Source organism: Acetobacter tropicalis (assembly GCF_030644465.1).
GTDB lineage: Bacteria > Pseudomonadota > Alphaproteobacteria > Acetobacterales > Acetobacteraceae > Acetobacter > Acetobacter tropicalis.
In genome coordinates this window covers 3,466,675-3,490,207 of sequence record NZ_JAUYUW010000001.1, presented here as the reverse complement: position 1 = coordinate 3,490,207, position 23,533 = coordinate 3,466,675, and the positions used below count along the sequence as shown (strand labels likewise).

21 protein-coding genes and 1 riboswitch are annotated in these 23,533 nt (G+C 50.1%); of the genes, 9 read left to right on the top strand and 12 right to left on the bottom strand.

Annotated features, from left to right (window positions below; translation table 11 throughout):
• The first annotated feature begins 1 nt into the window (after position 1).
• Together QWU00_RS15700 and cobJ are read left to right on the top strand one after the other, a co-directional pair.
• Positions 2-745 (top strand): precorrin-2 C(20)-methyltransferase, encoded by a 744-nt coding sequence (locus QWU00_RS15700; protein ID WP_035381150.1) that lies wholly within the window; start codon positions 2-4, stop codon positions 743-745.
• Positions 745-1,479, top strand: a complete 735-nt coding sequence (gene cobJ / locus QWU00_RS15695) for a precorrin-3B C(17)-methyltransferase (RefSeq protein ID WP_035381151.1) — start codon at positions 745-747, stop codon at positions 1,477-1,479. The genes QWU00_RS15700 and cobJ overlap by 1 nt, the downstream gene beginning before the upstream one ends.
• Here the strand turns inward: cobJ and QWU00_RS15690 are convergent.
• A complete protein-coding gene (locus QWU00_RS15690) occupies positions 1,455-2,204 on the bottom strand; it encodes a cobalt-precorrin-6A reductase (RefSeq protein ID WP_035381152.1) in 750 nt (249 codons plus the stop codon). The genes cobJ and QWU00_RS15690 overlap by 25 nt on opposite strands.
• Here QWU00_RS15690 and QWU00_RS15685 point away from each other — a divergent pair.
• The 7 genes from QWU00_RS15685 to QWU00_RS15655 all read left to right on the top strand — a co-directional run bounded on the left by QWU00_RS15685 (position 2,203) and on the right by QWU00_RS15655 (position 11,643).
• Complete coding sequence (locus tag QWU00_RS15685) at positions 2,203-3,396, top strand: bifunctional cobalt-precorrin-7 (C(5))-methyltransferase/cobalt-precorrin-6B (C(15))-methyltransferase (RefSeq protein ID WP_035381154.1); 1,194 nt, start codon at positions 2,203-2,205, stop codon at positions 3,394-3,396. The two genes, QWU00_RS15690 and QWU00_RS15685, sit on opposite strands and share 2 nt — an antisense overlap.
• Positions 3,393-3,800 (top strand): cobalamin biosynthesis protein, encoded by a 408-nt coding sequence (locus tag QWU00_RS15680; protein WP_052051423.1) that lies wholly within the window; start codon positions 3,393-3,395, stop codon positions 3,798-3,800. Before QWU00_RS15685 ends, QWU00_RS15680 begins: the two co-directional genes overlap by 4 nt.
• Complete coding sequence (gene cobM, locus QWU00_RS15675) at positions 3,797-4,591, top strand: precorrin-4 C(11)-methyltransferase (RefSeq protein WP_035381156.1); 795 nt, start codon at positions 3,797-3,799, stop codon at positions 4,589-4,591. The genes QWU00_RS15680 and cobM overlap by 4 nt, the downstream gene beginning before the upstream one ends.
• Positions 4,588-5,913 (top strand): cobyrinate a,c-diamide synthase, encoded by a 1,326-nt coding sequence (locus tag QWU00_RS15670; protein ID WP_035381158.1) that lies wholly within the window; start codon positions 4,588-4,590, stop codon positions 5,911-5,913. The genes cobM and QWU00_RS15670 overlap by 4 nt, the downstream gene beginning before the upstream one ends.
• 175 nt (positions 5,914-6,088) lie before the next feature.
• On the top strand, positions 6,089-6,847 hold the full coding sequence (cobF, locus tag QWU00_RS15665; RefSeq protein WP_035381160.1) for a precorrin-6A synthase (deacetylating): 759 nt from the start codon (positions 6,089-6,091) through the stop codon (positions 6,845-6,847).
• Between the two features lie 237 nt (positions 6,848-7,084).
• A riboswitch (cobalamin riboswitch) is annotated at positions 7,085-7,317 on the top strand.
• A gap of 286 nt (positions 7,318-7,603) precedes the next feature.
• The gene (locus QWU00_RS15660) at positions 7,604-9,895 is read left to right on the top strand and encodes a TonB-dependent receptor (RefSeq protein ID WP_231551808.1); all 2,292 of its coding nucleotides are present in this window, start codon (positions 7,604-7,606) and stop codon (positions 9,893-9,895) included.
• A gap of 524 nt (positions 9,896-10,419) precedes the next feature.
• Positions 10,420-11,643, top strand: coding sequence for a carbohydrate porin (locus tag QWU00_RS15655; protein ID WP_231551809.1), 1,224 nt, complete (start codon positions 10,420-10,422; stop codon positions 11,641-11,643).
• 30 nt (positions 11,644-11,673) lie between these two features.
• Here the strand turns inward: QWU00_RS15655 and QWU00_RS15650 are convergent, their stop codons facing one another.
• The 11 genes from QWU00_RS15650 to pcaG all read right to left on the bottom strand — a co-directional run bounded on the left by QWU00_RS15650 (position 11,674) and on the right by pcaG (position 23,524).
• On the bottom strand, positions 11,674-13,557 hold the full coding sequence (locus tag QWU00_RS15650; RefSeq protein ID WP_035381164.1) for a bifunctional sugar phosphate isomerase/epimerase/4-hydroxyphenylpyruvate dioxygenase family protein: 1,884 nt from the start codon (positions 13,555-13,557) through the stop codon (positions 11,674-11,676).
• Positions 13,558-13,577: 20 nt separating this feature from the next.
• A complete protein-coding gene (gene aroD, locus QWU00_RS15645) occupies positions 13,578-14,333 on the bottom strand; it encodes a type I 3-dehydroquinate dehydratase (RefSeq protein WP_035381166.1) in 756 nt (251 codons plus the stop codon).
• Positions 14,327-15,154, bottom strand: coding sequence for a sugar phosphate isomerase/epimerase family protein (locus tag QWU00_RS15640; protein WP_035381168.1), 828 nt, complete (start codon positions 15,152-15,154; stop codon positions 14,327-14,329). Before QWU00_RS15640 ends, aroD begins: the two co-directional genes overlap by 7 nt.
• Positions 15,155-15,985 carry a shikimate dehydrogenase gene (locus tag QWU00_RS15635; RefSeq protein ID WP_035381170.1) on the bottom strand — a complete coding sequence of 277 codons (831 nt, stop codon included), beginning with the start codon at positions 15,983-15,985 and terminating at the stop codon, positions 15,155-15,157.
• Positions 15,982-17,373 (bottom strand): MFS transporter, encoded by a 1,392-nt coding sequence (locus tag QWU00_RS15630; protein ID WP_166443799.1) that lies wholly within the window; start codon positions 17,371-17,373, stop codon positions 15,982-15,984. The genes QWU00_RS15635 and QWU00_RS15630 overlap by 4 nt, the downstream gene beginning before the upstream one ends.
• A gap of 117 nt (positions 17,374-17,490) precedes the next feature.
• Positions 17,491-18,696 carry a 3-oxoadipyl-CoA thiolase gene (gene pcaF, locus QWU00_RS15625; protein ID WP_035381172.1) on the bottom strand — a complete coding sequence of 402 codons (1,206 nt, stop codon included), beginning with the start codon at positions 18,694-18,696 and terminating at the stop codon, positions 17,491-17,493.
• Positions 18,689-19,351, bottom strand: a complete 663-nt coding sequence (locus QWU00_RS15620) for a 3-oxoacid CoA-transferase subunit B (RefSeq protein ID WP_035381174.1) — start codon at positions 19,349-19,351, stop codon at positions 18,689-18,691. Before QWU00_RS15620 ends, pcaF begins: the two co-directional genes overlap by 8 nt.
• A gap of 2 nt (positions 19,352-19,353) precedes the next feature.
• Positions 19,354-20,055 carry a 3-oxoacid CoA-transferase subunit A gene (locus QWU00_RS15615; RefSeq protein WP_035381175.1) on the bottom strand — a complete coding sequence of 234 codons (702 nt, stop codon included), beginning with the start codon at positions 20,053-20,055 and terminating at the stop codon, positions 19,354-19,356.
• 331 nt (positions 20,056-20,386) lie between these two features.
• Positions 20,387-21,556: a bifunctional 3-oxoadipate enol-lactonase/4-carboxymuconolactone decarboxylase PcaDC gene (pcaDC, locus tag QWU00_RS15610; protein ID WP_035381176.1), complete on the bottom strand. Its 1,170-nt coding sequence runs from the start codon at positions 21,554-21,556 to the stop codon at positions 20,387-20,389.
• On the bottom strand, positions 21,547-22,944 hold the full coding sequence (gene pcaB / locus QWU00_RS15605; RefSeq protein WP_052051425.1) for a 3-carboxy-cis,cis-muconate cycloisomerase: 1,398 nt from the start codon (positions 22,942-22,944) through the stop codon (positions 21,547-21,549). Before pcaB ends, pcaDC begins: the two co-directional genes overlap by 10 nt.
• The gene (gene pcaG / locus QWU00_RS15600; RefSeq protein WP_150395664.1) at positions 22,937-23,524 is read right to left on the bottom strand and encodes a protocatechuate 3,4-dioxygenase subunit alpha; all 588 of its coding nucleotides are present in this window, start codon (positions 23,522-23,524) and stop codon (positions 22,937-22,939) included. Before pcaG ends, pcaB begins: the two co-directional genes overlap by 8 nt.
• Positions 23,525-23,533 lie beyond the last annotated feature (9 nt).

Sequence of the window (23,533 nt, the reverse complement as noted above, 5' to 3'; positions counted from 1 at the left end):
AATGTCTGGCAAGATTATCTGTGCAGGCCTTGGTCCCGGAGCCCCGGATCTTCTCAGCGTCCGTGCGGATCGGGTCATCCGCAACGCGCCTTATATTGCCTATTTCCGTAAGGCTGGACACATGGGGCAGGCCCGGCAGATTGTTGATGCCATGTTGATGCCTGATGTTATCGAATATCCCATGGAATATCCGGTCACAACGGAACTGCCGGTTTCCAGTATTGCCTACCGTCATGCGCTCGCCGAGTTTTATGATCAGTGGGCAGACCGTCTGGCAGATATGGCACGCACGCAGGAAATTGTGGTTCTATGTGAGGGAGACCCGTTTTTTTACGGTTCCTTCATGCACCTGTATATCCGCCTGCAGGAGCGTGCATCCCTTGAAGTCATACCCGGCATTACCGGCATGACAGGCTGCTGGAACGCCATTGGAACCCCTATGACATGGGGAGACGATGTGCTCGCGGTGTTGACCGGAACCATGCAGGAAGCCGACTTGATACGGCACATGCAAACAGCCGATGCGCTGGTCGTTATGAAAACGGGTAGAAACCTACCCAAAATATGTCGCGCCCTGACACACGCAGGTCGCCTGCAAGACGCTTGGCTGGTGGAACGCGGAACCATGCCAAACCAGAAAATTATGCGTCTAGCAGAAGCTGACCCGAATAATTGCCCTTACTTTGCAACGGTACTGGTCCATGGGCAGGGCCGTCGGCCAGACTTTGAGAGGAAGGGGAAGTAATGACAGGAACCCTAACCGTTGCAGGGCTTGGCCCGGGCAATGAAACCCTTATCACCCCAGAAGTGACTGTCGCTATTGCTGAAGCCACAGATATAGTCGGGTATATTCCTTATGTAGCCCGCATTCCTGCCCGTGAGGGATTGACGCTGCACCCGACAGATAATCGGGTGGAACTGGAACGAGCTACGCACGCCTTGGAAATGGCAGCATCAGGTCGCAAAGTTGTGGTTGTTTCATCGGGTGATCCTGGTGTTTTTGCCATGGCTTCCGCGGTTTTTGAAGCTATGGACCGTGCGCCTCACTTGGCTCATGTCGAGACGCGGATATTGCCCGGCATTACCGCCATGCTCGCCGCTGCAGCCAGAACCGGCGCGCCACTCGGCCATGATTTTTGTGCCATCAACCTTTCTGATAATCTCAAGCCATGGAGTGTTGTGGAGAAAAGAATTCGCCTTGCTGCACAAGCAGATTTCGCAATGGCATTTTATAATCCGCGATCGGTAAGCCGTCCTCATCAGTTTGGGCAAGCACTTGATATCCTGCGGCAGGAATGTGGAAGAGAGCGGCTCATCATTTTTGCTCGGGCAGTCACAACACCGCAAGAGAAGATAAAAGTTACAACGCTGGCAGACGCGCGCGCAGAAATGGCTGACATGCGCACTGTGGTTCTGGTAGGAAATTCTTTGACACGCTGCATCGGCCCCTACGTTTATACGCCAAGGCGTGCAGAATGAGTAAGCCATGCCATGACGGCTTCTGCCGTGCGCGCAAGAGGACGCGACGGTACAACGGGCCGATCAATCAGAATGACAGGCAAACCCAAGGCGCGAGCCGCATCCAGCTTCGAACGTGCTCCTATGCCGCCCGCATTCTTGGCAACCACATGGGTTATACCATGCGTCTCCATAACAGCCCTGTCCCCTTCCAGCGTAAACGGGCCCCGCGCAATAATGACTGTTGCGCGGGGCAATGGCAGAGGCACTTCGGGAGGATCAACCAGACGCAGCAGATACTCATGGTGCGGGCATTGCGCAAACGCGTTGATCAACTGCCTGCCAATGGCCAGAAACACGCGCGCTGGAGTAACGGGCAACGCCGCAGCGGCAGCGGATTCATCAGCAACACGCAACCAGTTATCGCCTTCTTGGGGACACCATGGAGCCCGCTCAAATGCCAGCAGCGGAATACCTGTCTTGCTACAGGCCATCACCGCATTGGTACTCATGTTGGCGGCAAAAGGGTGGGTGGCGTCAATCACATGCGTAATGCCCGCCTCACGCAGATAAGCCACCAGCCCCTCCACGCCGCCAAATCCACCAATGCGGACAGGCAGCGGTTGTTGGCGCGGCGAGGCAGTTCTCCCCGCGTAGGAAAAAATGGCGTCCATGTCTGCATCAGCAAGAATACGGGCCATCTGGCTGGCTTCAGTCGTGCCGCCCAGCAGCAGGACGCGCATCATGGTTAACTCCCGTGTGGAACCTTGGCTTGTCATCATCGGTCTTGGTGAAGACGGGATGGCAGGTTTATCCGCTGCGCGCCAGAGTGAACTAGCCAATGCAGAAATCATTTTTGGTGGCCCGCGCCATCTGGCTCTGGTGGATGCCGGAGAACGTGGCCGCCCCTGGCCCATCCCCTTTTCCGTGGAGCCGGTTCTGGCCGCCCGTGGCCGCAAAGTGGTTGTTCTGGCATCGGGAGATCCATTCTGGTTTGGCGCAGGCTCCCGTCTTGCGGCCAGCCTAGAACCAGAGGAATGGATTGCACACCCTGCTCCCTCTACATTTTCACTGGCAGCTAACCGGCTTGGTTGGCCCTTGGAGCAGGTCGCCTGCATAGCGTTGCACGCAGCCCCTTTTGAACGGTTACAACCCGTTCTGCATAACAAGCAGCGCGTCATCTGTCTGCTACGTGATGCCGCGTCAGCGGGTTCTCTGGCTGGCTGGCTGAGTCATCGGGGGTTCGGGGCCTCAACGCTCTATGTCATGGAGGCACTGGGTGGGCCGCGTGAACGTATTCGTTCTGTCGTTGCAGAACAGTTTGCCTATACGGATATTATGGCTCCCGTTGCTGTGGCCATTGCCGTCTCTGGCTCGGCTGGTCTTAGTCATGCCTCTGGCCTGCCAGATACCGTCTTTCGTCATGATGGCCAGATTACCAAACGCCCCGTGCGGGCGCTTACTCTTTCCGCTCTAGCTCCTCGGCCCGACGAACTTCTGTGGGATATCGGGGCCGGCTCAGGTTCCATCTCGCTGGAATGGTGTCTCGCGGGGGGGCGCGCCATTGCTGTGGAAGCCCGTACGGAACGTATAGCCAATATTCAGGCCAATGCCCGCGCGTTCGGTTTAGAACCTCGCATGGAGATTGTAGAAGGCCAAGCGCCAGATGCCTTGGAGGGGTTGCCTGCACCTGATGCTGTCTTCATTGGCGGGGGCGGCAGTGCCGCCTTGCTGGATTATGTGTGGGATACGCTCTCTCCCGGTACGCGCATTGTGGCAAACAGCGTGACACTTGAAACAGAAACATTACTGGCCACCTGGTACGGGCAGAAAGGGGGAGACCTTCTGCGGATCGAACTGGCAAGTGCTGCTCCATTAGGGACCATGAGTGGCTGGGTTCCGGTCCGTCCAATTGTACAATGGAGTGTGACCCGATGAAGGTTGCAGGGTTCGGATTTCGCCGTGCAGCATCCCTCGCCTCATTGCGGTGTGCGTTGGCGGCGGCGGGAGGTGCTCAGGGTATTGGCATTCTGGCCACACTGGCACCCAAGATATGCTCTCCAGCCTTTATGGCGCTGGCTGAAGAACTTGGCCTCCCCATCTGTCCGATAGGGGCTGATATGCTGCCATCTCTCACAACTCCAACCGTCTCAGACCGTATCATGCGTCGTTTCGGAACGGGAAGTATTGCAGAAGCAACGGCACTCGCCGCAGCAGGGCAAGGAGCAAGCCTGCTGGTGTCTCGTGTTGTCTCCTCAGACGGTATGGCAACAGCAGCTATTGCTGAACGGACTGTGCCAGATATGGCCAAAAACGTGACACAGAAGGATATAACGGCATGACTGTTCACTTTATTGGTGCCGGACCGGGTGCTCCTGACCTGATAACCCTGCGTGGGCGAGATTTGATAGCGGCCTGTCCAGTCTGCCTCTATGCAGGCTCCCTGGTTCCAGAGGCGCTGCTTGAATACTGCCCTCCTGGTGCCAGGATTATTAACACGGCCCCCCTCTCTCTAGATGAGATTATCACGGAAATTGAGTCCGCTCATGCTGCTGGTCAGGATGTCGCTCGTCTCCACTCGGGTGATCTGTCGGTGTGGTCCGCCATGGGGGAGCAGCTCCGCCGCCTTTGTGCTCTTGATATCCCATACGATGTAACCCCGGGCGTTCCTTCCTTTGCCGCCGCTGCCGCGGCATTGGGAACGGAGCTGACTTTGCCCGGTATCGTGCAGTCTGTTGTGCTGACACGTACTTCCGGGCGCGCCACATCCATGCCGGCCGCCGAAAATCTTGCAGCCTTCGCGGCAACAGGGGCAACACTTGCCATTCATTTATCCATCCACGTGCTGGACCGCGTGGTGGCGGAGCTTTCTCCCCATTACGGGCCTGACTGTCCTGTCGCCATTGTCTGGCGAGCCAGTTGGCCAGATGAGCGGATTGTCCGCGCTACTCTGGCTACGCTTGCAGGGGCTCTGGCCAATGACCTTGCTCATGAGCTTGAGCGTACGGCCCTGATTCTAGTTGGACGCTCGCTTGGTGCCACGGATTTTGAGACAAGCCGGTTGTACGCTGCGGATTATGATCGTCGCTTCCGTCCTCTCGGAACGGCCCCACGCTTTCCTGAGGCCACATGACGCCAGATCAGACAAACTGCCCAGGAGTGATTATTTCCGCGCCAGCTTCTGGCGCGGGCAAAACAATGGTGACACTCGGGCTGCTTGCCGCATTGAAGGCGCGAGGGCTGAGTGTCCAACCGTTCAAAAATGGGCCGGACTATATAGACCCCGCTTTTCATACTGCTGCGTCTGGCCGTGTCTCCCTCAATCTCGATAGTTGGGCCATGTGTAAGGACCGGATTAGTGGCCTGATCGGTGCGCGGACAGACGCTGATCTGATGGTTGCTGAAGGCTCCATGGGGTTATTTGATGGCGTGGCATCGGCTGGAGAAGCTGGCAACGGTGCCAGTGCGGATCTTGCAGCCTTAACGGGATGGCCTGTTCTTCTGGTGCTGGATGTTTCCGGACAGGCTCAATCTGCTGCGGCTATCGCGCATGGTTTCGCTCAATTCTCTCCTCATATCAGGCTGGCCGGGGTCATTCTCAACCGTGTTGCCAGCCCACGGCATGAAGCCTTGATCCGTCTTGGCATGGCTCATGTCGGGCTACCAGTGGTTGGCGCACTCCCCCGGCAGGGCGCTGTTACCCTGCCTGAGCGGCATCTGGGCTTGGTACAGGCTGAAGAACAGCCTCACCTTTCCACTTTGCTGGACAAGCTAGGGGCGTTTATTGCTGCACATGTGGATCTGGATCAGATTCTGGCGCTTGCAAGTCGTGATTATAATACCCACGCCAAGTCGCTTACTGTATCGCCTCCGGGCCAGCGTATCGCACTGGCGCGAGATGCAGCCTTTTCCTTTATCTATCCGCATTTGTTTGAAGGCTGGCGGGCCATGGGGGCCGAAATTGTCCCCTTCTCTCCCCTTGCTAATGAAGCACCAGCCCCGAGCGCCGATGTCTGCTGGCTTCCCGGTGGTTATCCTGAACTGCATGCGGAAACTCTGGCTGCTGCCGGTCATTTCCGCGAAAAACTCCAGAATTTTGCTCTAACGCGGCCCGTTCATGGAGAATGCGGCGGCTACATGGCTATGGGCGCAGGTCTGGTTGATGCGCAAGGAACGCATCATCAAATGGCAGGTCTGCTTGGTCTGGAAACCTCTTTTGCCAAACGGCGTATGCATTTGGGCTATCGGCTGGCCACTCTGGCGGCTCCAATTCCCGGCTATAATGCGGGGCAACGCCTGCGCGGGCATGAATTCCATTATGCCACCATTACAAATCAACCAGATGATATGCTTGCCATGACAGTTGATGCTAACGGCACCCAAGTCTCTGAAGCAGGCTCACGCCGGGGCCTGGCAACAGGCACGTTTTTTCATCTCATTGCACCGGCAACATGATCCACTCCGGTCTTGAGAGAACAACTCTCGCCAAAGGGCGACCGCGGGAGAAGCAAGGGCGGTTTTATGCCGGTGGCATCTTCCTGCAAACTGCCATTCTTGCGGAGAGGGTAAACGTCACACCTTGCTCCGTATTACAGCCCGTATATCCAGTTTATTCCTACGGAAACATTACATGATTGATCTGGTTCTTGTCGGAATCGGGACAGGAAATCCTGACCATTTGACACTACAGGCTGTGCGCGAACTCAACGCGGCCGACCTCATTCTTATTCCCCGCAAGGAACAGAATAAGGCTGATCTGGCTGATCTACGCCAAACTCTCTGCAAACAGATTCTTACAAATCCTGCTTGCCGGATTGCAGAATTTGATATGCCTCGCCGCAATACAGCGGATCCAGATTACCGCCATGGTGTTGTGCAATGGCATAATGCTATTGCACGAGTATGGCAGGAAACTATTTGTACACACCTGCCGCAAGGTGGAACGGTTGCACTGCTCGTATGGGGAGATCCCGCACTATATGACAGCACCCTGCGCATTGCCGCGCGTTTGGAACCAGCCCCACAAATCCGTAGTATCCCGGGGATTATGTCCCTGAATATGCTGGCAGCAGCACATACCATCGCGCTTAACGATATAGGCGCACCCTTTACAGTCACAACCGGCCGCCAGTTACGTGATCATGGTTGGCCAAACGGCAGCAATACAGTCATTGTCATGTTGGATGGAGACTGTTCGTTCCAATTTATTCCTGCAAAGGATATCACTATCTATTGGGGAGCGTATGTGGGCATGCCGGAACAGATACTACTCTCCGGTCCCTTGACGGAAATTGGCCCAGAAATCATCACAACCCGCGCTCAAGCCCGAGCTTGCCACGGGTGGATCATGGATATCTATCTGCTGCGCCGTTCAGAGGCAAAACAATAAAAAACGGTAAAGCAGTAAAGAATGTAAAACAAGAAGAATTGTCTATCTTTAATGGAAGAATAGAATCTTTCCTAATTTCTAATGTTACTTACAGCCCACGCCGAATAGGCATAGAGACAAAAGCCTGAAAATATCTACAAAATAGAGTTATCCCTAGGCTACTGATGTCCGAATACAGTAGGAAAATACTCTATTTCCCTCTATGAGTGTATTGAAATCACGCCAACGTCCTGCTTATAAGGGCATATAGTCGATGGTTCCGTGCAAACGGATGAAAAGGGAATGCTGTATGCTTCGGCTGGACGCTGGTCCGGAAGCTAGTCTGCAACTGCCCCCGCAACTGTTGGCGGTGAGAGTCTGTTTATTATGTTTCCTTGCAGGAACAGGTCACTGGTACATTTGGACCGGGAAGGCCAAACAGATTTCTGTGATCCGCGAGTCAGGAGACCTGCCATCGTCGTGATAAGCCCGGATGCCGGTCGGGGATGGCTGGTTTCCTGAGAGAGAAACCATGACGGCCCGAGTTCCCTTCCTCATCCTTCTCCCTGCATGCAGCATGCCTCATAGAAAAGCGCTTGATGGCCTAAGATAGCGCCCTATCAGCAGCCTTCTTTTCTCGTCCGCCTTCTATAGGCCGCGTTCTTCTGCGCTCCCCCTGCCTCGCTGCTTAAACTTGTTTATAGTTTCCCGCAGTCGGGCAGTACACAGACGCACATTTAGAAGACCGTTGTGCCTCTGTCGCACTGCAGGATCACCATGACCGCTCGCCTCCAACTCTCTTTTTTTTCTGCGCCAGCAGGCCATATTATACGTTACAAGCGGCATTTTTTTGTCACGGCCATGCTTTCTACTGGCTTCACGTTTTGTTCCCTCCCCACAATGGCCGCAGGCTCCCCACTGGCAGTACCCACCACGCAAAAAACAAAACATTCCCGCTCTTCTCTCAAGTCCTCAACGCCGAGCGTAACGGGTAAGGCAAAAAACTCGCCTGCCGCACAAGGCGCGCAGAATGTTTCTGTCAAGGAAGGAGCGCCAGAAACAATTCAGGTAACAGCATCCCGGCGCGATTTGCTGGGCCGTGCTGGCACCGCGAGCGAAGGCTCTTTGACTGCACGCGAAATCCAGCTTCGCCCCGTCTATCGTGTTGGTCAAATTCTGGAAGCTGTGCCGGGGCTGGTAGTGACATCCCACTCTGGCGAGGGAAAAGCCAATCAGTTCCTGTTGCGTGGTTTCAATTTGGACCACGGAACAGACCTTGCCTCATTTATTGATGATATGCCGGTCAACGGCGTCAGCAATGCCCATGGTCAGGGCTACACAGATCTCAACTTTCTGATCCCGGAAGTGCTTGCGGGGGTCGATTATACAAAAGGCCCCTTTCATGCAGATATTGGTGATTTTGGTGTTGCCGGATCGGACCATATGAAGCTGGCTGATGATATTCCACGCCAGATCAGCCTGAGCGCAGGCACTCTGGGCGACTATCGGGCTTATATCGGCAGCACAACCCATTTTTCCAATACGAGCCGTTGGGTGAATGCGTTTAACATTTCCCACTCGGATGGTCCGTGGAAATATCCGGATAACGCCCGCAGCATCCGTGCACTTTCACGTTATACGTATGGAAGCGCCAAAAATGGTTTTGATCTGACAGGCATGTTCTATCGCGGCCAGTGGCGCGCAACAAATGATCAACCTCTGGATGCCTACCATGAAGGACTAATCGGCCGCTATGGGTCTCTTGACCCAACCGATGGAGGGTTTTCTGAGCGCTATAGCCTCTCTGGCCATTACCATCTGGCCCGGGATAACTGGAAATGGGTGACAAGTGCTTTTGCTGTCCATGACCGTCTGACCTTGTGGAACAATTTCACTCATTATCTGGATGATCCTGTTAACGGAGATCAGCAGCAACAGGATGAAACCCGCACAACTGTAGGGGGCAGCAGTGTCTATACCCGGCAGGATCATGTCGGCCTGGTCCGCACGGAAACACGGATTGGCGTACAGGGGCGGTATGATATTCTGTATGTCGACCGTCGCCATACGCGGCAGCGCGTGACATTAGCAAACTGTCCTTCCAGCCTTGAGGCAACAATTCCCTATACGTGCAATGCCGATAATATTAATCTGGCTTCAGTCGGTCTGTTTGTGCAAAATACAACGCACTGGCTACCCTGGCTGAGAATGATCGTTGGTCTGCGTGAAGACTATCAGGGGGGAACGGATGAAAATCTTGTCGATAATAGCCTGACACAAAAGCATCAGTGGCTGTTTCAGCCCAAAGGCAGTCTTGTTTTTGGGCCATGGAAAAAAACAGAATTATACCTAAGCGGAGGACGTGGATTTCACTCCAATGATTTTCGCTCCGTGTCGGGCTCCTATACGTCTGATGAATTTACAAAAGGCTCTGTTAAAGTTCCGCTCATGACATCTGCTGTCAGTGGAGAAGTTGGGGTTCGGACCACGCCATTTTCTCACCTGCATCTTCAGGCAGCAGCATTCATTATCGATTTTGACTCTGAACTCAGTTATGATGGTGATGCGGGCGTTACCTCTCCCGGCCCAGCCAGCCGCCGCCAAGGGGTGGAATTCTCGGCACAGTACAATCCATTTACCTGGCTTGAATTCAATACCGATCTCTCATTCGCCAAAGCCCGCTACCGGGGTCACAACCTTTCCAGTTACGGTATTGATGGAGCATATGTTACCAATGCCCCAAACTTTGTATGGTCTTTTGGTGTTATGGTCGATCGTGGGCCTTGGTATGGCGGTCTCCAGGTCAGGTGGCTGGGTGGATATCCCCTGATAGAGGACAATAGCTTACGCTCCAGCGGATATCAGGAAGTCAACATGAATCTTGGTTATCGTTTCAATAAAAAAATAAAACTGGAAGCCAGCGTGTTCAACGTTTTCAATACCCGGGCCTATGCGGCACAATATGCGTACGACTATCGGTTGACCCCCACGGCTGCCGTACAAACAGGCGCAACGGGGCATCCTTTGGAGCCAATTTCAGCTCGTCTGGCTGTAACGGCTGATTTTTAAGGCCGCTGCACAGCCTTTGCATTCAACCAGTTCGAAGTGTGCGGGGATAGTTAAAGAGTGTAGTCGTTCGCCTTTGATGCGCTCAAAAGCTTTGCTCTCATGCATATACCAAGAGCATGCGGAGCAAGCACTTACCAGAACGACGCCTCCTCAAGAGTGAAAGGCTGGTCCGGAATAAGGTAAAGCAGCCCATTCTGTGGTCGGCTTGGGCCTTTCCCCTGCCATTCTTCTCAATGACATGATAGTTGTGTCTATGTGTGTCAGGAGGAGATTCTAAAAACGTGGGGGCATCTTCTATCCGGGCCACCCGTTGCGCCATTCTTATTCTTACTGTGGGCGCTTGTCTCAGTAGAGAACATGGGGCCTGTGCCGCCAGTGTGCCTCTAACAACTGATATTCTGCCATCTGGGGTTCCCCTTCCCGTCCCCGCTCCCGGTTTTGTTCAGCCTCCCGAGGATTCAAGCACCGAATTACTCGGCAATGCAGGCGGTGCAAGAGATTGGCTCACGCGGCAAGGCGTAAGAGTGACCATTCAAGATGTTGAGGAATTATGGGGTCTTGTTTCGGGAGGGCTACATCCTGGTCCAACATATGATGGCATGACAGCCGTTGCTGTTGCATTGAATACCCAACAGGCGTTCGGTTGGCAGGGCGGCCTCCTGAACGTAAGCGCCTTACAAATTCGTGGTCGGTCCCTTACCAACGAACGTCTCGGTGCGTTGAATGCCGTTAGCGGCTATGATGTGGGACGTTCCACCCGTCTTTTCGAGCTCTGGTATGGGCAAAGCTTATTTCATAACCATCTGGACATCCGGGTCGGCTCCATTGACCTTGATACAGAATTCCTGGTTAGCCAAAATGCGTCTTTTTTTATGAATGCCAGTTTTGGCTGGCCTCTTTCCACCTCAAACAATCTGTATTCAGGTGGCCCATCGTGGCCTTTTTCTGCGGTGGGTGCGCGTGTCAAATGGACCCCTGCCTATCCAGTGGTGTTAATGGGCGCAATTACTGACGATAATCCCACACGCGGCCCCTTCTACAGCAACGTTAGCCCAACCGTGCGTGACCCCACAGGAACATTGTTCTCAACAAGTGGAGGAACGCTTTTCATGGGTGAAGCCCAGCTCTGGCTAGATATGGCCAAACGATTAGGCGGAAAGGATGCTCCAGCCCTACCAGGAACGTGGAAAGTTGGCGGATTATATGATACCGGTCGTTTCCCCGATCAAAGATATGATAACCAGGGCAACCTGTTGGCGAGTTCAAACAGCACAGGGGTGCCACGTTATCATCGCGGCAACTGGATGGCCTATGCCCTGATTGACCAGATGATCTGGCGTAAAGAAAAAGAATCTGGAAAGACAATTAATCTTTTCGTAAGAACGACAGTCAGTAATGGTGACCGAAACCGTTTCTACTTTGAATTACAAAGCGGCTTTACTTTTGATGAACTTCTCCCCGGACGCCCCGATGATACAATTGGCATCGCCTGGGGAGCCAGTATCTACGGACGTGAAGCCAATCGGAATGCACATGACGCGGTGCGGCTGGGTACGAGTGTACCGTATCAGCTAAGGCCGGAACACCATATTGAACTGACCTACCAAGCGGCGGTTACTCCGTATCTTATTCTTCAGCCAGATTTCCAGTATTTCCTGAATGTTGGCGGTGTCAATCGTGATCCGGATACCGGCCGCTCTGCTCGTAATAGTGTTGTAACAGGGCTCAACATGACAACAACATTCTGAATATAGAAAACATGGGAGATTAGAAACAGATCAGATATGTTCTGAATACTGTTTCTCTCCTGCCCGACGTTGAGCCGTCAAACGAACTTGGGTATTGGCCGCACCATATCCTTTATATTCTCCCACACGTTGAACAATCTCAAAAAAGAACATCCGATCAATCGCGCGCGAAAATATTTGGAAAAACTCTCCACCATCAGAATCTCGGTCATAAAGAATATTACCGTCGGACAATTCTATAATGAATGCGTCTGTCAAACCAAATCTAGCCTGAATGTCATCATAATAATTTTTATTTATTTCTAGAATAGGAAGGCCAGTCTTGCGCATACGTTTTGAAAACGCAAAAATATCGTCCGTGCCCAGAGCAATATGCTGATAACCTGCTCCAAGAAATTTCTTCTCAAAACGGGAAGCTAGGGTTCTTGCTCCTAAAGAGCCATTGAGTGTTAGACGAAAATTCTTATTTTTACTTTCCAAAGCTTGACTCTGTACGACCCCGCCGGGATCAATCAGGTCCACTTCCTGGCAGACTTCAAGGTCAAAAAGAGACGTCCAATACAAAACCCAAGAAAGAAACTCATCATAACCAACAATAGATGCTACATGATCAAAAGAGGTTATTGATCCTTTTATTTCTGGTTTAATTTTTTGTGTAATCTCAAACTCTTTTTCCCATAATTCCGTGTAAACGTCCTCATCAAGAAAATAAACAAGACTCCCACCAACACTCCGTATCGCGTTGATTGAGCGACCAGACAAACTGTCTGATAAATTTTCAGCAACTGCCATACCTAAATGATGAGCCCGTTCAAGTGCTGCCTTACGATCCTTTATGTATAGCCCTATTGCACACAAAGCATCTCCATGTATCAGACTGAAACTGCCAGAAAAGGAATAAGATTCTCTGTTTATAATAATAAAAATATCGTCTTGTGATCGCCAAAGAGCGACATCACGTATCTTATGATTCCCAATGTGTTCAAACCCAATCATATCCAATATTTTTCCTAATTCTTCCCCTTTTCCAGGTGGAACAGAAAACTCTATAAATTTGATGGCAGGATCAGAACGATCAGGTAGGTGAGTTTCCTCCCCCACAAGATAGTGCGCATCATCCCGGACTGTCACAAGAGAGCGTTTTCCATCAATTGCAACGGTTTTGGAAAAACCAGAACGAAACCGATCATTGAAAATTTCTAAAGATAAAGGCCCGCTGTAACCAATCTTTATTAACGCTGCGACCCACTCTGTCACGGGCAGTCCACCTTGAAGTGGCATGCAGCGGAAATGGCGGCTCCACTGAAGGATATCCATATTCATTAAAGGAGCATCAGCAATCTGGGCCAGAAAGATCTTGGCAGGATCAATATCCATTATGGAAGAAATAGGAATATGACGAGACAAAGAATGAAAACTGTCCAGAATAATACCAACAGATGGTAGATCGACAGCACTCACAATAGCAGCCACATCTCTGTGATCATTAATATAGCGTCCCCATGCTAATCCTTCATAACCTATGCGCAGGCCTCTCGATGCAGCACGTTCTCCTAGTTCTCTAAAGTCATCAATGATGCGCCCCTCATCTCCTTCGGCATCTTTCATAGTGCTGGAGCAAACAAGCAAAAGATCTGTGCCCATTTCTTGCATAAGATCAAATTTGCGTTCAGCACGATCGAAAACTCTTTTGCGTGCATGCCCTTTCAACCCCTCAAAATCACGAAATGGCTGATAAGCAATATTTTGAAGGCCAAGATCATCCATTAGAAGACGTAAATCATGCGCTGATAAATCAGAGGAGACAAAATCATTCTCAAAAATTTCAGCAGCACGAAAGCCTGCAGCCGAGATAGCTTCAAGTTTTTCTCTTAGTGTTCCACCCAGAGAAACAGTCGCAATTGAATCCAGCATGGCTTGCATCCTCTATAAAATTAATCACTCATTGAAGCTTCGTGTACAATTTCGAGAACCTCACACAGGGCACCAAGCTCTATCTGGCCCGGAGCAGAGCGTCTTCCGGCGGTCCCAAATGTTGCAACTGAACCAAAAAGGCCTCCTGCCATACGCGAAAGTGCCCCCATTTTACCCATAGACATAGTAATCAAAGGCGTATCCGGATATTCTTGATGCATCGCATGCGTTGCAGAAAGTAAACTGAGTACATCGTCCGCAGAGTTAGGCATAACAGCTAATTTAATAATATCTGGATCAAATTTCTTCATCGCTTCAAGGTGAGCAATCAATTTTTCACGAGAGTCTGTTTTTATGAAATCATGCATGGAAAGGATCGTCTTGATAGGATTTAAACGAGCATATTTCAAAATTTTCTCTACAGTTTCATCGCCACGATTATACTCAATATCTACAAAGGTTGCTTTTCCACTCGCGCAAATTGCCTGACATAAAGAAATATATTGCTCGGAGGAAATGTCGCTTTCTCCTCCTTCTTCCTTGGTACGAAATGTCGCTATAAATGGTTTTCCATCTAAATGATCTGCGGATAACTCACAAAAATTCAGAAGAATGTCGTTATTTTTATGACCATCTAAATAATCGAGACGTAATTCAACAATATTAACCCTGGGGTTTCGAGCTAGAGCTTGAACCGATTTCAGGCCATCATCAACATTCCTGTCAGTAACAGGGACAATCACTGCTGGAATACTGTCGCAAAATGGTTTCAGCATAGGGATGGCTCCATGCTTTTTAAAAGATGAACTGCACACTCATGCGCATACTGCGCAACGGCTTCAGGACCTTTTTCTGCGGCCATGTGCTCCATAGGTACCTCTAATGATATCGGAATATTAGAGGGCATTCTTTTAATCAGTTCCGCCAAAGGCAGTTCTCCTTTGCCGGGCGGCAACCGCTCCGCTCTTGCCTCAAAAAGACGCCCTCCCATGTCTTTTTTGCCACGCAAAGGACCATCACATAAATGCAGAAATGGTAAAGTATCTGCGTTCAAATGCTCGAGATCAGAAAAATTACTTTTAGACCGGAAGAAATGAAGGGAATCAACAAGAACACCTCCATTTTTTGGCTCTCCAGCGCGACGTCTGATCTCCAGCGCGTCTTTTAAGGTAGGCACATTTGTCCAGGGAAAGAATTCAAGCACTACCCCAAGATTATAATCGGCTGCTAGATCACATAAAGCCGCAAATTTATCTGCAAGACCAGCCAGATCGGGATCATAAGGCGCGGCAATAATACGAGAAGCCCCAAGCTCTGCTCCGACAGCACAAAATTCTTTTAAAGATGAGATATCCAGTTCAGGGGTTATTTTAACAAACTCAATATCATGAACTTTTATTTGTGTTTCTTTCATGGCCAGAAGTGTCTCACGACGCATTAAGCCATTGTCCATCAATGAATATCCGGGACTTTCAGGGGTTACTCTGATCAACCGCAACCCTACGCTCTGATAGCCCGTGCGTGCAGCTACCCGTATTATTTCGGGAGGTGGTAAAGAAATTACCGTTAGATGGGCAAGTGATAGTTCCCGATCCATTTAATCGAATTCCCTTAGCATCCGTTCACGGGCAGGCGTTAAGCCTGTAAACAGTTCAAATGCATCCGCCGCTTGAAAGACGGCCATACCAATGCCGCTGACGGTGGGGCATCCCTTGCTGCGTGCCTCTCCAAGAAGTTTGGTTTCTCGTGGAAAATAGATCACTTCTGAAAACCATTGCTTTTCTGTTAACAGACTAGACGGGAATGGTGTCCCCGGGTGGGAGTCCATGCCGATGGGAGAGGTTTGCACTACTCCAGATGCCCCGTTAATTGCATCTTTTGCAGATTGAGCCACATTTACAACTGCTGAAGGAAAAAGATTTTGCAGCCTTTCGGCAAGATCATGAGCTTTCTTTTTATCTACATCAAAAATTTTTAATTCCACAGCCCCTAGGGAAAGAAGGGCATACGCAACTGCCGCCGCCGCTCCTCCTGCCCCAATCTGTCCTATAGAAGCCAGGGACGCGTTGGGAAGTGTCTGTTTAAAGTTGGCTGCATAGCCAGACCAATCAGTATTATGACCAGAGAGTTTTCCATTTTTAAAAATGACCGTATTAACAGCACCAATAGCAGAAGCTGCGTCCGATAATTCATCCAGAAGCGGTATAATTGCCTGCTTATAAGGGTGAGTAACATTCACACCGTTAAAGCCAAAACGTTCCAGCCAGTGGAAAATATCCGGAAGATTCTGTACGCTGCCTTTCCATTGATGGGTGTCTATAATACGGTAAACTAACGGAATACCCATATTCTTCGCTTCACGTTCATGCATTGCAGGACTACGTGAACTAGAAATACCTTCACCAACAAGACCACAAAGCCAACTCATGATACAGTTCCTTCAGCAGATTTTTGAATAATGAACATGGCGTAGACACACGCGGCGCAGATAAGAAGAGGCACACTATATATAATAAAAATGTATGAAATTCGGACATGGTTTTGCAGAAGAAGACCGCCCATGTAAGGACCGATTACAGCACCAATGCGCCCCACTCCCATAGCCCATCCCATACCTGTTGCTCTTACTTTTGTAGGGTATAAGCTCGCTGCTAAAGGATAATGGCCGTTAAAGCCTCCCTGTAGAAAGACCCCAATTATAAACGCCACAAAGAGCGTTCCAAACAAAGGCATGGGCATTATGCCAAAAACCGTAAGGGCAACAGACGCAAGCAGCAAATAAAGAATAATAGTGCGATGAAGCGTGAGCCTTATGGCAATAAGGCCTATGGTTGCGCAGCCGACAAAAGCACCAATATTATAAAGGGCACCAGCATAAATACTGTCAGAGATATCTAATCCGGCCTCTACTGCAAGTTTTGGTATCCAACTGATAATGAAGTACAATGTCATGAAGCCAGAAATAATGGAGGTCCACAACAGTACTGTTCGCATTGCACGCCCTTCACGGAACAGACCTTTTACACCCATATTTTTGTTCTCTAACGGCGCAGGTAGAGGTAGTTCTTGGGTAATGGGGAGTTTGAGGCGCCGTTCTATGGCCTGAATACGCCGTAACGCGTTTGGTGGTTGCTTTTGAACCAGAAAAGCCATTGATTCAGGAAGAAAGAAAAACAGAGGAGGCAGTGCTGAAGCCGAGAATATACCCGCCGCAATCAACAGTGCATTCCAACTCCAAACATGGATCAGGGGCGCCACAATAAACCCTGTAATGGTTGCAGCTATAGGGTAGCCGCCTTGAAGGATGGCTACTGCAAAATCATGATGTTTGGGAGGTGCATATTCCGCTGCCAAGGTGGCAATCCCGGCAAGTGCCGCGCCAATCCCTGCACCTACAATCACACGTAAAACAACAAGCTGGGCCATGGTTGTAGCATAACCGCTGGCCAGCATACTGATTGCCATTAACAAAACTGACAGAATAATCAGTGGCCTTCTGCCAGTTTTATCGGATAGAGGCGCTATAACCAGTCCACCAAAGGCCATGCCTCCAAGGCCAGCGCTAAACACAATTCCTAACTCTTCCGCGTTAAGCCCCAGACCTTGGGACAAGGTGGGCGCAACATAGGACAACATGAGAACATCAACGCCATCGACCATATTGACACCAAAACACAGTGCAATGATTACCGCCCGCATCACAGTCCAGCCAGCTGCCTTTCCTGCTTCGGAATGAAGAACAGCTTGTTCTTCTAAAAAGCTGTTTTCTGTTGTGGGCGGATTCACCTGATTTTCGTAACGAACAAAGCCAGACATGCCAGCCTCCACTGGGACCATAAGATCTTCTGTCTGATCTTGATCCGGTTTTTTTTGTTTTTATGGAAGTGAACGCTTTTTACGAAAGAACTCTAAGTCCAGTTGTATTTAACTAGCTTATACACGCTCAATAATGGCGGCAATTCCTTGGCCTACACCAATGCACATAGTTACAAGTGCGCGACGTCCGCCTTTCTTTTCCAATCCATTTACGGCAGTTAACGTCAGCCGTGCGCCAGACATGCCTAAAGGATGCCCGAGCGCAATTGCGCCTCCATGCGGGTTAACTCTCTCGCAATCATCCGGAAGTCCCAATTGGCGCAGCACAGCAAGCGATTGACTTGCAAATGCCTCATTCAACTCAATCAGGTCCATATCCTCAAGGGAAAATCCTGTTTTGTGCAAAAGCTTCTGAACAGCGGGGACCGGCCCTATTCCCATGACTGATGGCTCTACTCCAGTCGCTGCCATGGCAATGACTCTTGCACGCGGGGTCAAGCCATGACGCTTTATTCCGTCTTCGCTCGCCATCAGAAGAGCCGCTGCCCCGTCATTAACGCCTGAAGCGTTTCCCGCTGTGACTGTTCCCCCCATTTTACGAAAAGGCGTTCTCAGTTTACTCAGTCCTTCCAGAGTGGTTTCTGGACGTGGATGCTCATCTTCGTGAACAGTTTCTTCAGTTTTCCGTTTCTTAATTGTTATGGGAGAAATTTCCCGCGCAAAATATCCTTCTTGGCGGGCTCGCTCAGTTTTCTGTTGAGATAAATATGCGAACGTATCCTGATCCTGACGGGAAATACCATAACGTTCAGCAACGTTCTCTCCTGTTTCAGGCATGGAATCACAACCCCACTCTTGTTGCATATGGGGATTTATGAAACGCCAGCCTATTGTCGTGTCATAAACGGCGGCGTCACGAGAGAATGCTTCCGTCGCCTTTCCCATAACAAAGGGAGCACGTGACATACTTTCTGCGCCGCCTGCCAGTATCAGATCCGCATCTCCACATCGGAGCGCTCGTGCCGCCTGTCCTATTGCGTCCAACCCGGAACCACACAAGCGATTGATGGTTGTTCCAGCAGAACCAACCGGGTACCCGGCTAGCAAAAGAGCCATACGGGCAATATTGCGGTTATCTTCTCCTGCTTGATTGGCGCAGCCCATAACGCAATCATCCAGCATATCCCAATCAACTTCTATATTCCGCTCCCGCAGAACGCGGAGTGGATGCGCAGCCAGATCATCCGTCCGAACATCCCGCAATGCACCTGCATAACGGCCTATTGGAGTACGAGTAAAGTCACAGATATAGGCCTCAGACATATTCAACTTCCTCAAACAGGAGTTTTGCACCGGTATATTCCTGCAAAATCTCCTTTGTAATGCCTGGAATCATTTCTTTTACAGTAAAATTGCCATTCATAACTTCGATGATGGCAAGGTTCGTGTAAATGCGGCTCACAACACCTGGTGCGGTTAAAGGATAAGAACAGGCTTTAACCAGTTTGGGTAAACCTTCCCGGGTAGTGTGCTCCGTTGCAACCCAAACACGCCGGGTTCCCGCTACCAAATCCATTGCCCCGCCGACCGCTGGAGCATTATCGCGTTCTGAAGTTGCCCAGTTGGCGAGATCACCAGAAGAAGAGACTTCAAATGCACCCAACACACATAAATCAAGATGGCCGCCACGGATCATTGCAAAGCTGTCGGCGTGGTGGAAAAAACTGCCCCCAGGCCTTAACGTGACATGCTGCTTCCCAGCATTGATCAGCCATGGATCTATCTTATCTGACGCAGGAGCTGGCCCGAAGCCAAGAACACCATTTTCACTATGCAGAATAATTTCTTTTTCTGCCGGAATTACATCTGCAATTAACGTAGGTATGCCAATGCCAAGATTGACATACCATCCTTCAGGAATGTCCTGTGCAATGCGGGCCGCAAGCTCTTTACGGGAAAGTGGCTTAAAGTCTGTCATGACTATACTGCTCCTTCCAAAGCCACATCTGAATTGGCTGTGTCAGGTACCACCACAATCCGGTCCACGAATATGCCCGGCGTCACGATCGCTTCTGGATCAAGGTTTCCCAATTCTACCATTCCACAACTTTGCACAATTGTTTTTCTCGCTCCCATGGCCATCACAGCATTAAAATTTCGTCCGCTTTCACGATAGATACAGTTTCCCAGGCGGTCAGTTCGCCACGCTTCTATTAGAGCAATATCAGCATGCAGCGCATGCTCCATAACGTAGGTTTTTCCATCAAAACTGCGGCTCTCCTTGCCTTTCGCAAGAATAGTGCCCACCGTGGTAGGAGTATAAAATGCCGGGATACCGGCTCCTGCTGCCCGAATGCGCTCAGCTAACGTACCCTGCGGCACAATCTCAAGTTCCAGCTTTCCCGCCCGGAACAGTTCTTCAAAAACCACAGATCCGGCAGACCGTGGAAAAGAACATATGATTTTTCTTATCCGACCAGCCTCCATCAACTTGGCCAACCCAACTCTGCCAGATCCGGCATTATTGGCGATTACGGTGAGGTCTCGTGCGCCTTGTTCAATAAGACCTTCGATAAGCGCGTCAGGTTGTCCAACTGATCCGAATCCGCCCACCATAACCACGGCCCCATTGGATACACCTTCAAGCGCATCCGCTATATTTCGGACTTCTTTGTTAATCATCCTCTTTCTCCCTTGCGCTTTTTTACATTCCATTTTTATTGTGCGCTAAGCGAACTTATGGGCGTTTTGCGAATACTAGTGAGCACTCTTACGCCTGTTCAGGCAAGCATCAAAATACGTCTCTCGATCATGTGATCGAGGCTTCATGATGTTTGGGAATAACCACGAGAGCAATAATCAAAGTGCAGAAAGTTTCATTAAAAAGTAGAATATAATTATGAATTTATAAATTTAATGATACAAATCTTTGCACGCCTATATGTGTGATCTATATAAAAAAGGCCTCGCAAGGAGGCCTAAAATATCAAGTAATAATAGCGCTCAGCCTTTATCATTCTTTTTTGTGATGTTCTTTTAAAATGTTCTTTGCACAGCGAATAGCACTATTTGCTTTAGGTATGCCTGCATAAACCGCAACATGTAAGAGCAATTCAGCGATATCTTCATCAGAGCACCCTGTGTTTCGGCTTGCATGCACATGTAGCGCAAATTCTTCTTCACACCCTAGTCCTGCCAGAAGCGCCAAAGTCACAATAGATCGCGTTCTGCGGTCAAACTGCGCCCTAGACCAAACCTGTCCCCATGCTGTCCGAGTGATGAACGTCTGAAAATCCTGATCAAATGGTGTGATCGCTGCAGTTGATCTATCTACGTGGGAATTCCCAAGAACGGCACGCCGAACATCCATTCCTCTGGCATACAGATCAGGTGGGATATTGTTATGATCGCTACCCGTAAGGAAAGAGAGCATGGCCGTCGTAATCGCTTTTGGCTGTTCCATAGTTGGGATATGGGACGCCTGTGGCACGATCTTGAGTTGTCCATCTGGTAGGGATTCACGTAATTTACGGGCTACGGAAACAGGAGTTGCCGTATCCTGTTCACCAACAATAACCAGAGTTGGCACCGTAATACCATGAAGCTCTTGCGTAAGATCACAAGAGGACAAAGCCTCGCAAGCACTGGCATAACCTTCAGGATCTGTACGGAGAAAGATCTGCCGTAAACCTTTGGCTTCTGGTGTTTTGAGACCTGGCGTAGTAATCCAACGGTTCAGAACATCATCTGCCATTCGTTTCAGACCGTGCAGCCGGACATCATGGGCTCGCTCCAGCCAAGAGGCCGACGAAGGAAAAACAGATGCGGTATCAATAAGGAAAAGCCTTAGAACGCGCTCTGGTTCCAGAAGAGCCATTTTCTGGGCGATTAGCCCTCCAATGGAAACACCCCCAATATATGCCTTCTGAACTGATAATGCCTTTAAAATAGAAAAAGCATCATTTGCCAGCTGATCAATAGAATACGGTCCTTTGGAAACATCGCTTAACCCATGACCTCTCATATCCGGTCTGATAACGCGAAAAGCGCTAGAGAGCTGGCTTATCATGCCATCCCATATATCTGACGATGTACCTAGTGAATGCAGAAGCAGCAAAACCGGGGCTCCCGGGGGGCCATCAATCCGAACGTGTACATTCAGATCACGCAAGCTTATAAACATTCCGCATTATTCCTTTTACGCCAAGCTTCCAAAGCGCGTTCACAAAAAACTTGACTACTTCCCAAATAATGAGACGGGTTCATCAGGCTACTTATTTTTTCATATGAAAGAACCGTTGTTATACGGCTATCTTTCATCAAAAAATCAAAAAGAGGCTGGTCGTTATCAGTTGCTTGATGGCTCAACTCTTGCAGAATATGGTGAGCTTTTTCTTTTCCCAGTTGAACTGCCAGTGCCATGCTTACGGATTCTGCCATAGTCAGACCGTGGGTTTTTTCCAAATTGTGCCCCATTACCGCAGGTAAAACCTGCATGCACGTTACTGTATGCTTCATTCGTTCAACAGATGCTGCCGTCAGGCGCAGTAAGGCTGGTAATGTCTGCCACTCAGCATGCCATCCGCCTAGTCCTCGTTCATGCTCCTGCACCATGCAACTGAATAATGTAGAGACTAGCCCGGGCGCCTGAGTGGCTATAGAAAGTGCTATAGCACAATCTACAGGATTTTTTTTATGAGGCATTGTGGATGAGCCGCCCTGAGCTTTTCCTCCTGGGGGTGAAAGTTCTGCTACTTCTGTTTGCATCATAAGGGAGAGGTCGCGTGCCAGTTTTCCCATTACGCCACAGAGTAGTCCAAGAGCACTGCCGCATTCAACAAGAGGGCCACGTAATGTATGCCAGGGTAACGGCGGGAGTGTTAGATCAAGGCTGCGTGCAAGACATTCGGCTACGCCTAGACCCCTATTTTGCAAGGATGCCAACGTTCCTGCTGCGCCACCAAACTGTAACATACAGGCTTTTTGCAAAGCTCCCTCAAGCCCGTATCTTGCGTCTGAGGCAGCAGTAAGCCAGCCTGCGGCTTTCAGGCCAAATGTGGTTGGAACAGCATGTTGTAGCCATGTTCGCCCAGGCAGGATGGTATCCTGATACTTGATGACAAGGCCAGCCAGACAATGCTCCAATTCTATACAATCCTGACGGATATAGGAAACTGCATTCCTTAATTGTAAAACTGTTGCTGTATCCAGAACATCTTGACTGGTGGCACCCCAATGCACATAGCGCGCAGCTTCTGTGTCCTGCTCTGCAATCAGCGCAGTTAGCCGTTTAACAAAAGGAATTGCTACATTGCCTGCTGCCCTTGCCTCTTGTGCTAGAGCTGGAATATCAAGGTTTTCAACCTGCGCATGAGCAGCAATGCCCTGAGCCGCTTCTTCTGGGATAAGACCTAATGTTGCCTCAGCTTGAGCAAGCGCCACCTCAAAAGCGACCATAGCCTTTAATTGTGCCTGATCGTTTAGAGAGGCACAAACAGGAGGTGTTGAAAACATGCCTCTCAATAACAGATCACTTCCTGATTCTTCAGGAGAATAGAATGCATCAGACATTGAAAAACACAGTTTCACGGTCACCCTGAAGCCGGATGTCAAACTTATAAGATGCAATATCTGTTCGGTCTGCCTCCCTAACGGCAATCAGTGTTTCTACACGTTCAGGTTCCACATATGCCAGAATTGGGTCATTTGCATTCAACTCTGATTCCGGAAAATACAATCGCGTGACAAGTCGCCGGAGCAAGCCGCGCCCGAATACACCGATGGCGATATGCGGTGCCTGCTGGCTATTGCCAGGCCCAGGAACTGCTCCTGGTCGGATTGTATAAAATGAAAACATGCCATCAGCATCCGTAGGGCACCGGCCAAACCCAACGAAACGTGCATCCGCTACCTTACCCGTCTGAGTGTCATCTGGATGAGCATACCGTCCGGCACTGTTTGCTTGCCAGATCTCAATCAGTGCATCGGGAATAGGGTTTCCTTCCCCATCCAGAACTTGACCGCGAATTAGAATTTTTTCGCCAGCAGGGTTGCTTCCGATAAGGGTTTCACCCCCTTCCCATGGAAGTGCATAGTGAAAAAATGGACCAACAGTCTGCCATGGGGTCTGAGGAAGACGTCTATCTGTCATGACATCACT

What these genes read in the sequence shown, in the direction of transcription:
- QWU00_RS15620 (WP_035381174.1), bottom strand. Translation starts at nt 19,351, where the DNA reads ATGACAGACTTTAAGCCACTTTCCCGTAAAGAGCTTGCGGCCCGCATT.
- QWU00_RS15670 (WP_035381158.1), top strand. Translation starts at nt 4,588, where the DNA reads ATGACGCCAGATCAGACAAACTGCCCAGGAGTGATTATTTCCGCGCCA.
- QWU00_RS15615 (WP_035381175.1), bottom strand. Translation starts at nt 20,055, where the DNA reads ATGATTAACAAAGAAGTCCGAAATATAGCGGATGCGCTTGAAGGTGTA.
- aroD (WP_035381166.1), bottom strand. Translation starts at nt 14,333, where the DNA reads ATGCTGAAACCATTTTGCGACAGTATTCCAGCAGTGATTGTCCCTGTT.
- pcaB (WP_052051425.1), bottom strand. Translation starts at nt 22,944, where the DNA reads ATGTCTGATGCATTCTATTCTCCTGAAGAATCAGGAAGTGATCTGTTA.
- pcaG (WP_150395664.1), bottom strand. Translation starts at nt 23,524, where the DNA reads ATGACAGATAGACGTCTTCCTCAGACCCCATGGCAGACTGTTGGTCCA.
- pcaDC (WP_035381176.1), bottom strand. Translation starts at nt 21,556, where the DNA reads ATGTTTATAAGCTTGCGTGATCTGAATGTACACGTTCGGATTGATGGC.
- QWU00_RS15635 (WP_035381170.1), bottom strand. Translation starts at nt 15,985, where the DNA reads ATGAGTTGGCTTTGTGGTCTTGTTGGTGAAGGTATTTCTAGTTCACGT.
- cobM (WP_035381156.1), top strand. Translation starts at nt 3,797, where the DNA reads ATGACTGTTCACTTTATTGGTGCCGGACCGGGTGCTCCTGACCTGATA.
- QWU00_RS15630 (WP_166443799.1), bottom strand. Translation starts at nt 17,373, where the DNA reads ATGTCTGGCTTTGTTCGTTACGAAAATCAGGTGAATCCGCCCACAACA.
- QWU00_RS15700 (WP_035381150.1), top strand. Translation starts at nt 2, where the DNA reads ATGTCTGGCAAGATTATCTGTGCAGGCCTTGGTCCCGGAGCCCCGGAT.
- QWU00_RS15690 (WP_035381152.1), bottom strand. Translation starts at nt 2,204, where the DNA reads ATGATGCGCGTCCTGCTGCTGGGCGGCACGACTGAAGCCAGCCAGATG.
- QWU00_RS15650 (WP_035381164.1), bottom strand. Translation starts at nt 13,557, where the DNA reads ATGCTGGATTCAATTGCGACTGTTTCTCTGGGTGGAACACTAAGAGAA.
- QWU00_RS15685 (WP_035381154.1), top strand. Translation starts at nt 2,203, where the DNA reads ATGGTTAACTCCCGTGTGGAACCTTGGCTTGTCATCATCGGTCTTGGT.
- pcaF (WP_035381172.1), bottom strand. Translation starts at nt 18,696, where the DNA reads ATGTCTGAGGCCTATATCTGTGACTTTACTCGTACTCCAATAGGCCGT.
- QWU00_RS15660 (WP_231551808.1), top strand. Translation starts at nt 7,604, where the DNA reads ATGACCGCTCGCCTCCAACTCTCTTTTTTTTCTGCGCCAGCAGGCCAT.
- QWU00_RS15680 (WP_052051423.1), top strand. Translation starts at nt 3,393, where the DNA reads ATGAAGGTTGCAGGGTTCGGATTTCGCCGTGCAGCATCCCTCGCCTCA.
- QWU00_RS15640 (WP_035381168.1), bottom strand. Translation starts at nt 15,154, where the DNA reads ATGGATCGGGAACTATCACTTGCCCATCTAACGGTAATTTCTTTACCA.
- cobJ (WP_035381151.1), top strand. Translation starts at nt 745, where the DNA reads ATGACAGGAACCCTAACCGTTGCAGGGCTTGGCCCGGGCAATGAAACC.
- cobF (WP_035381160.1), top strand. Translation starts at nt 6,089, where the DNA reads ATGATTGATCTGGTTCTTGTCGGAATCGGGACAGGAAATCCTGACCAT.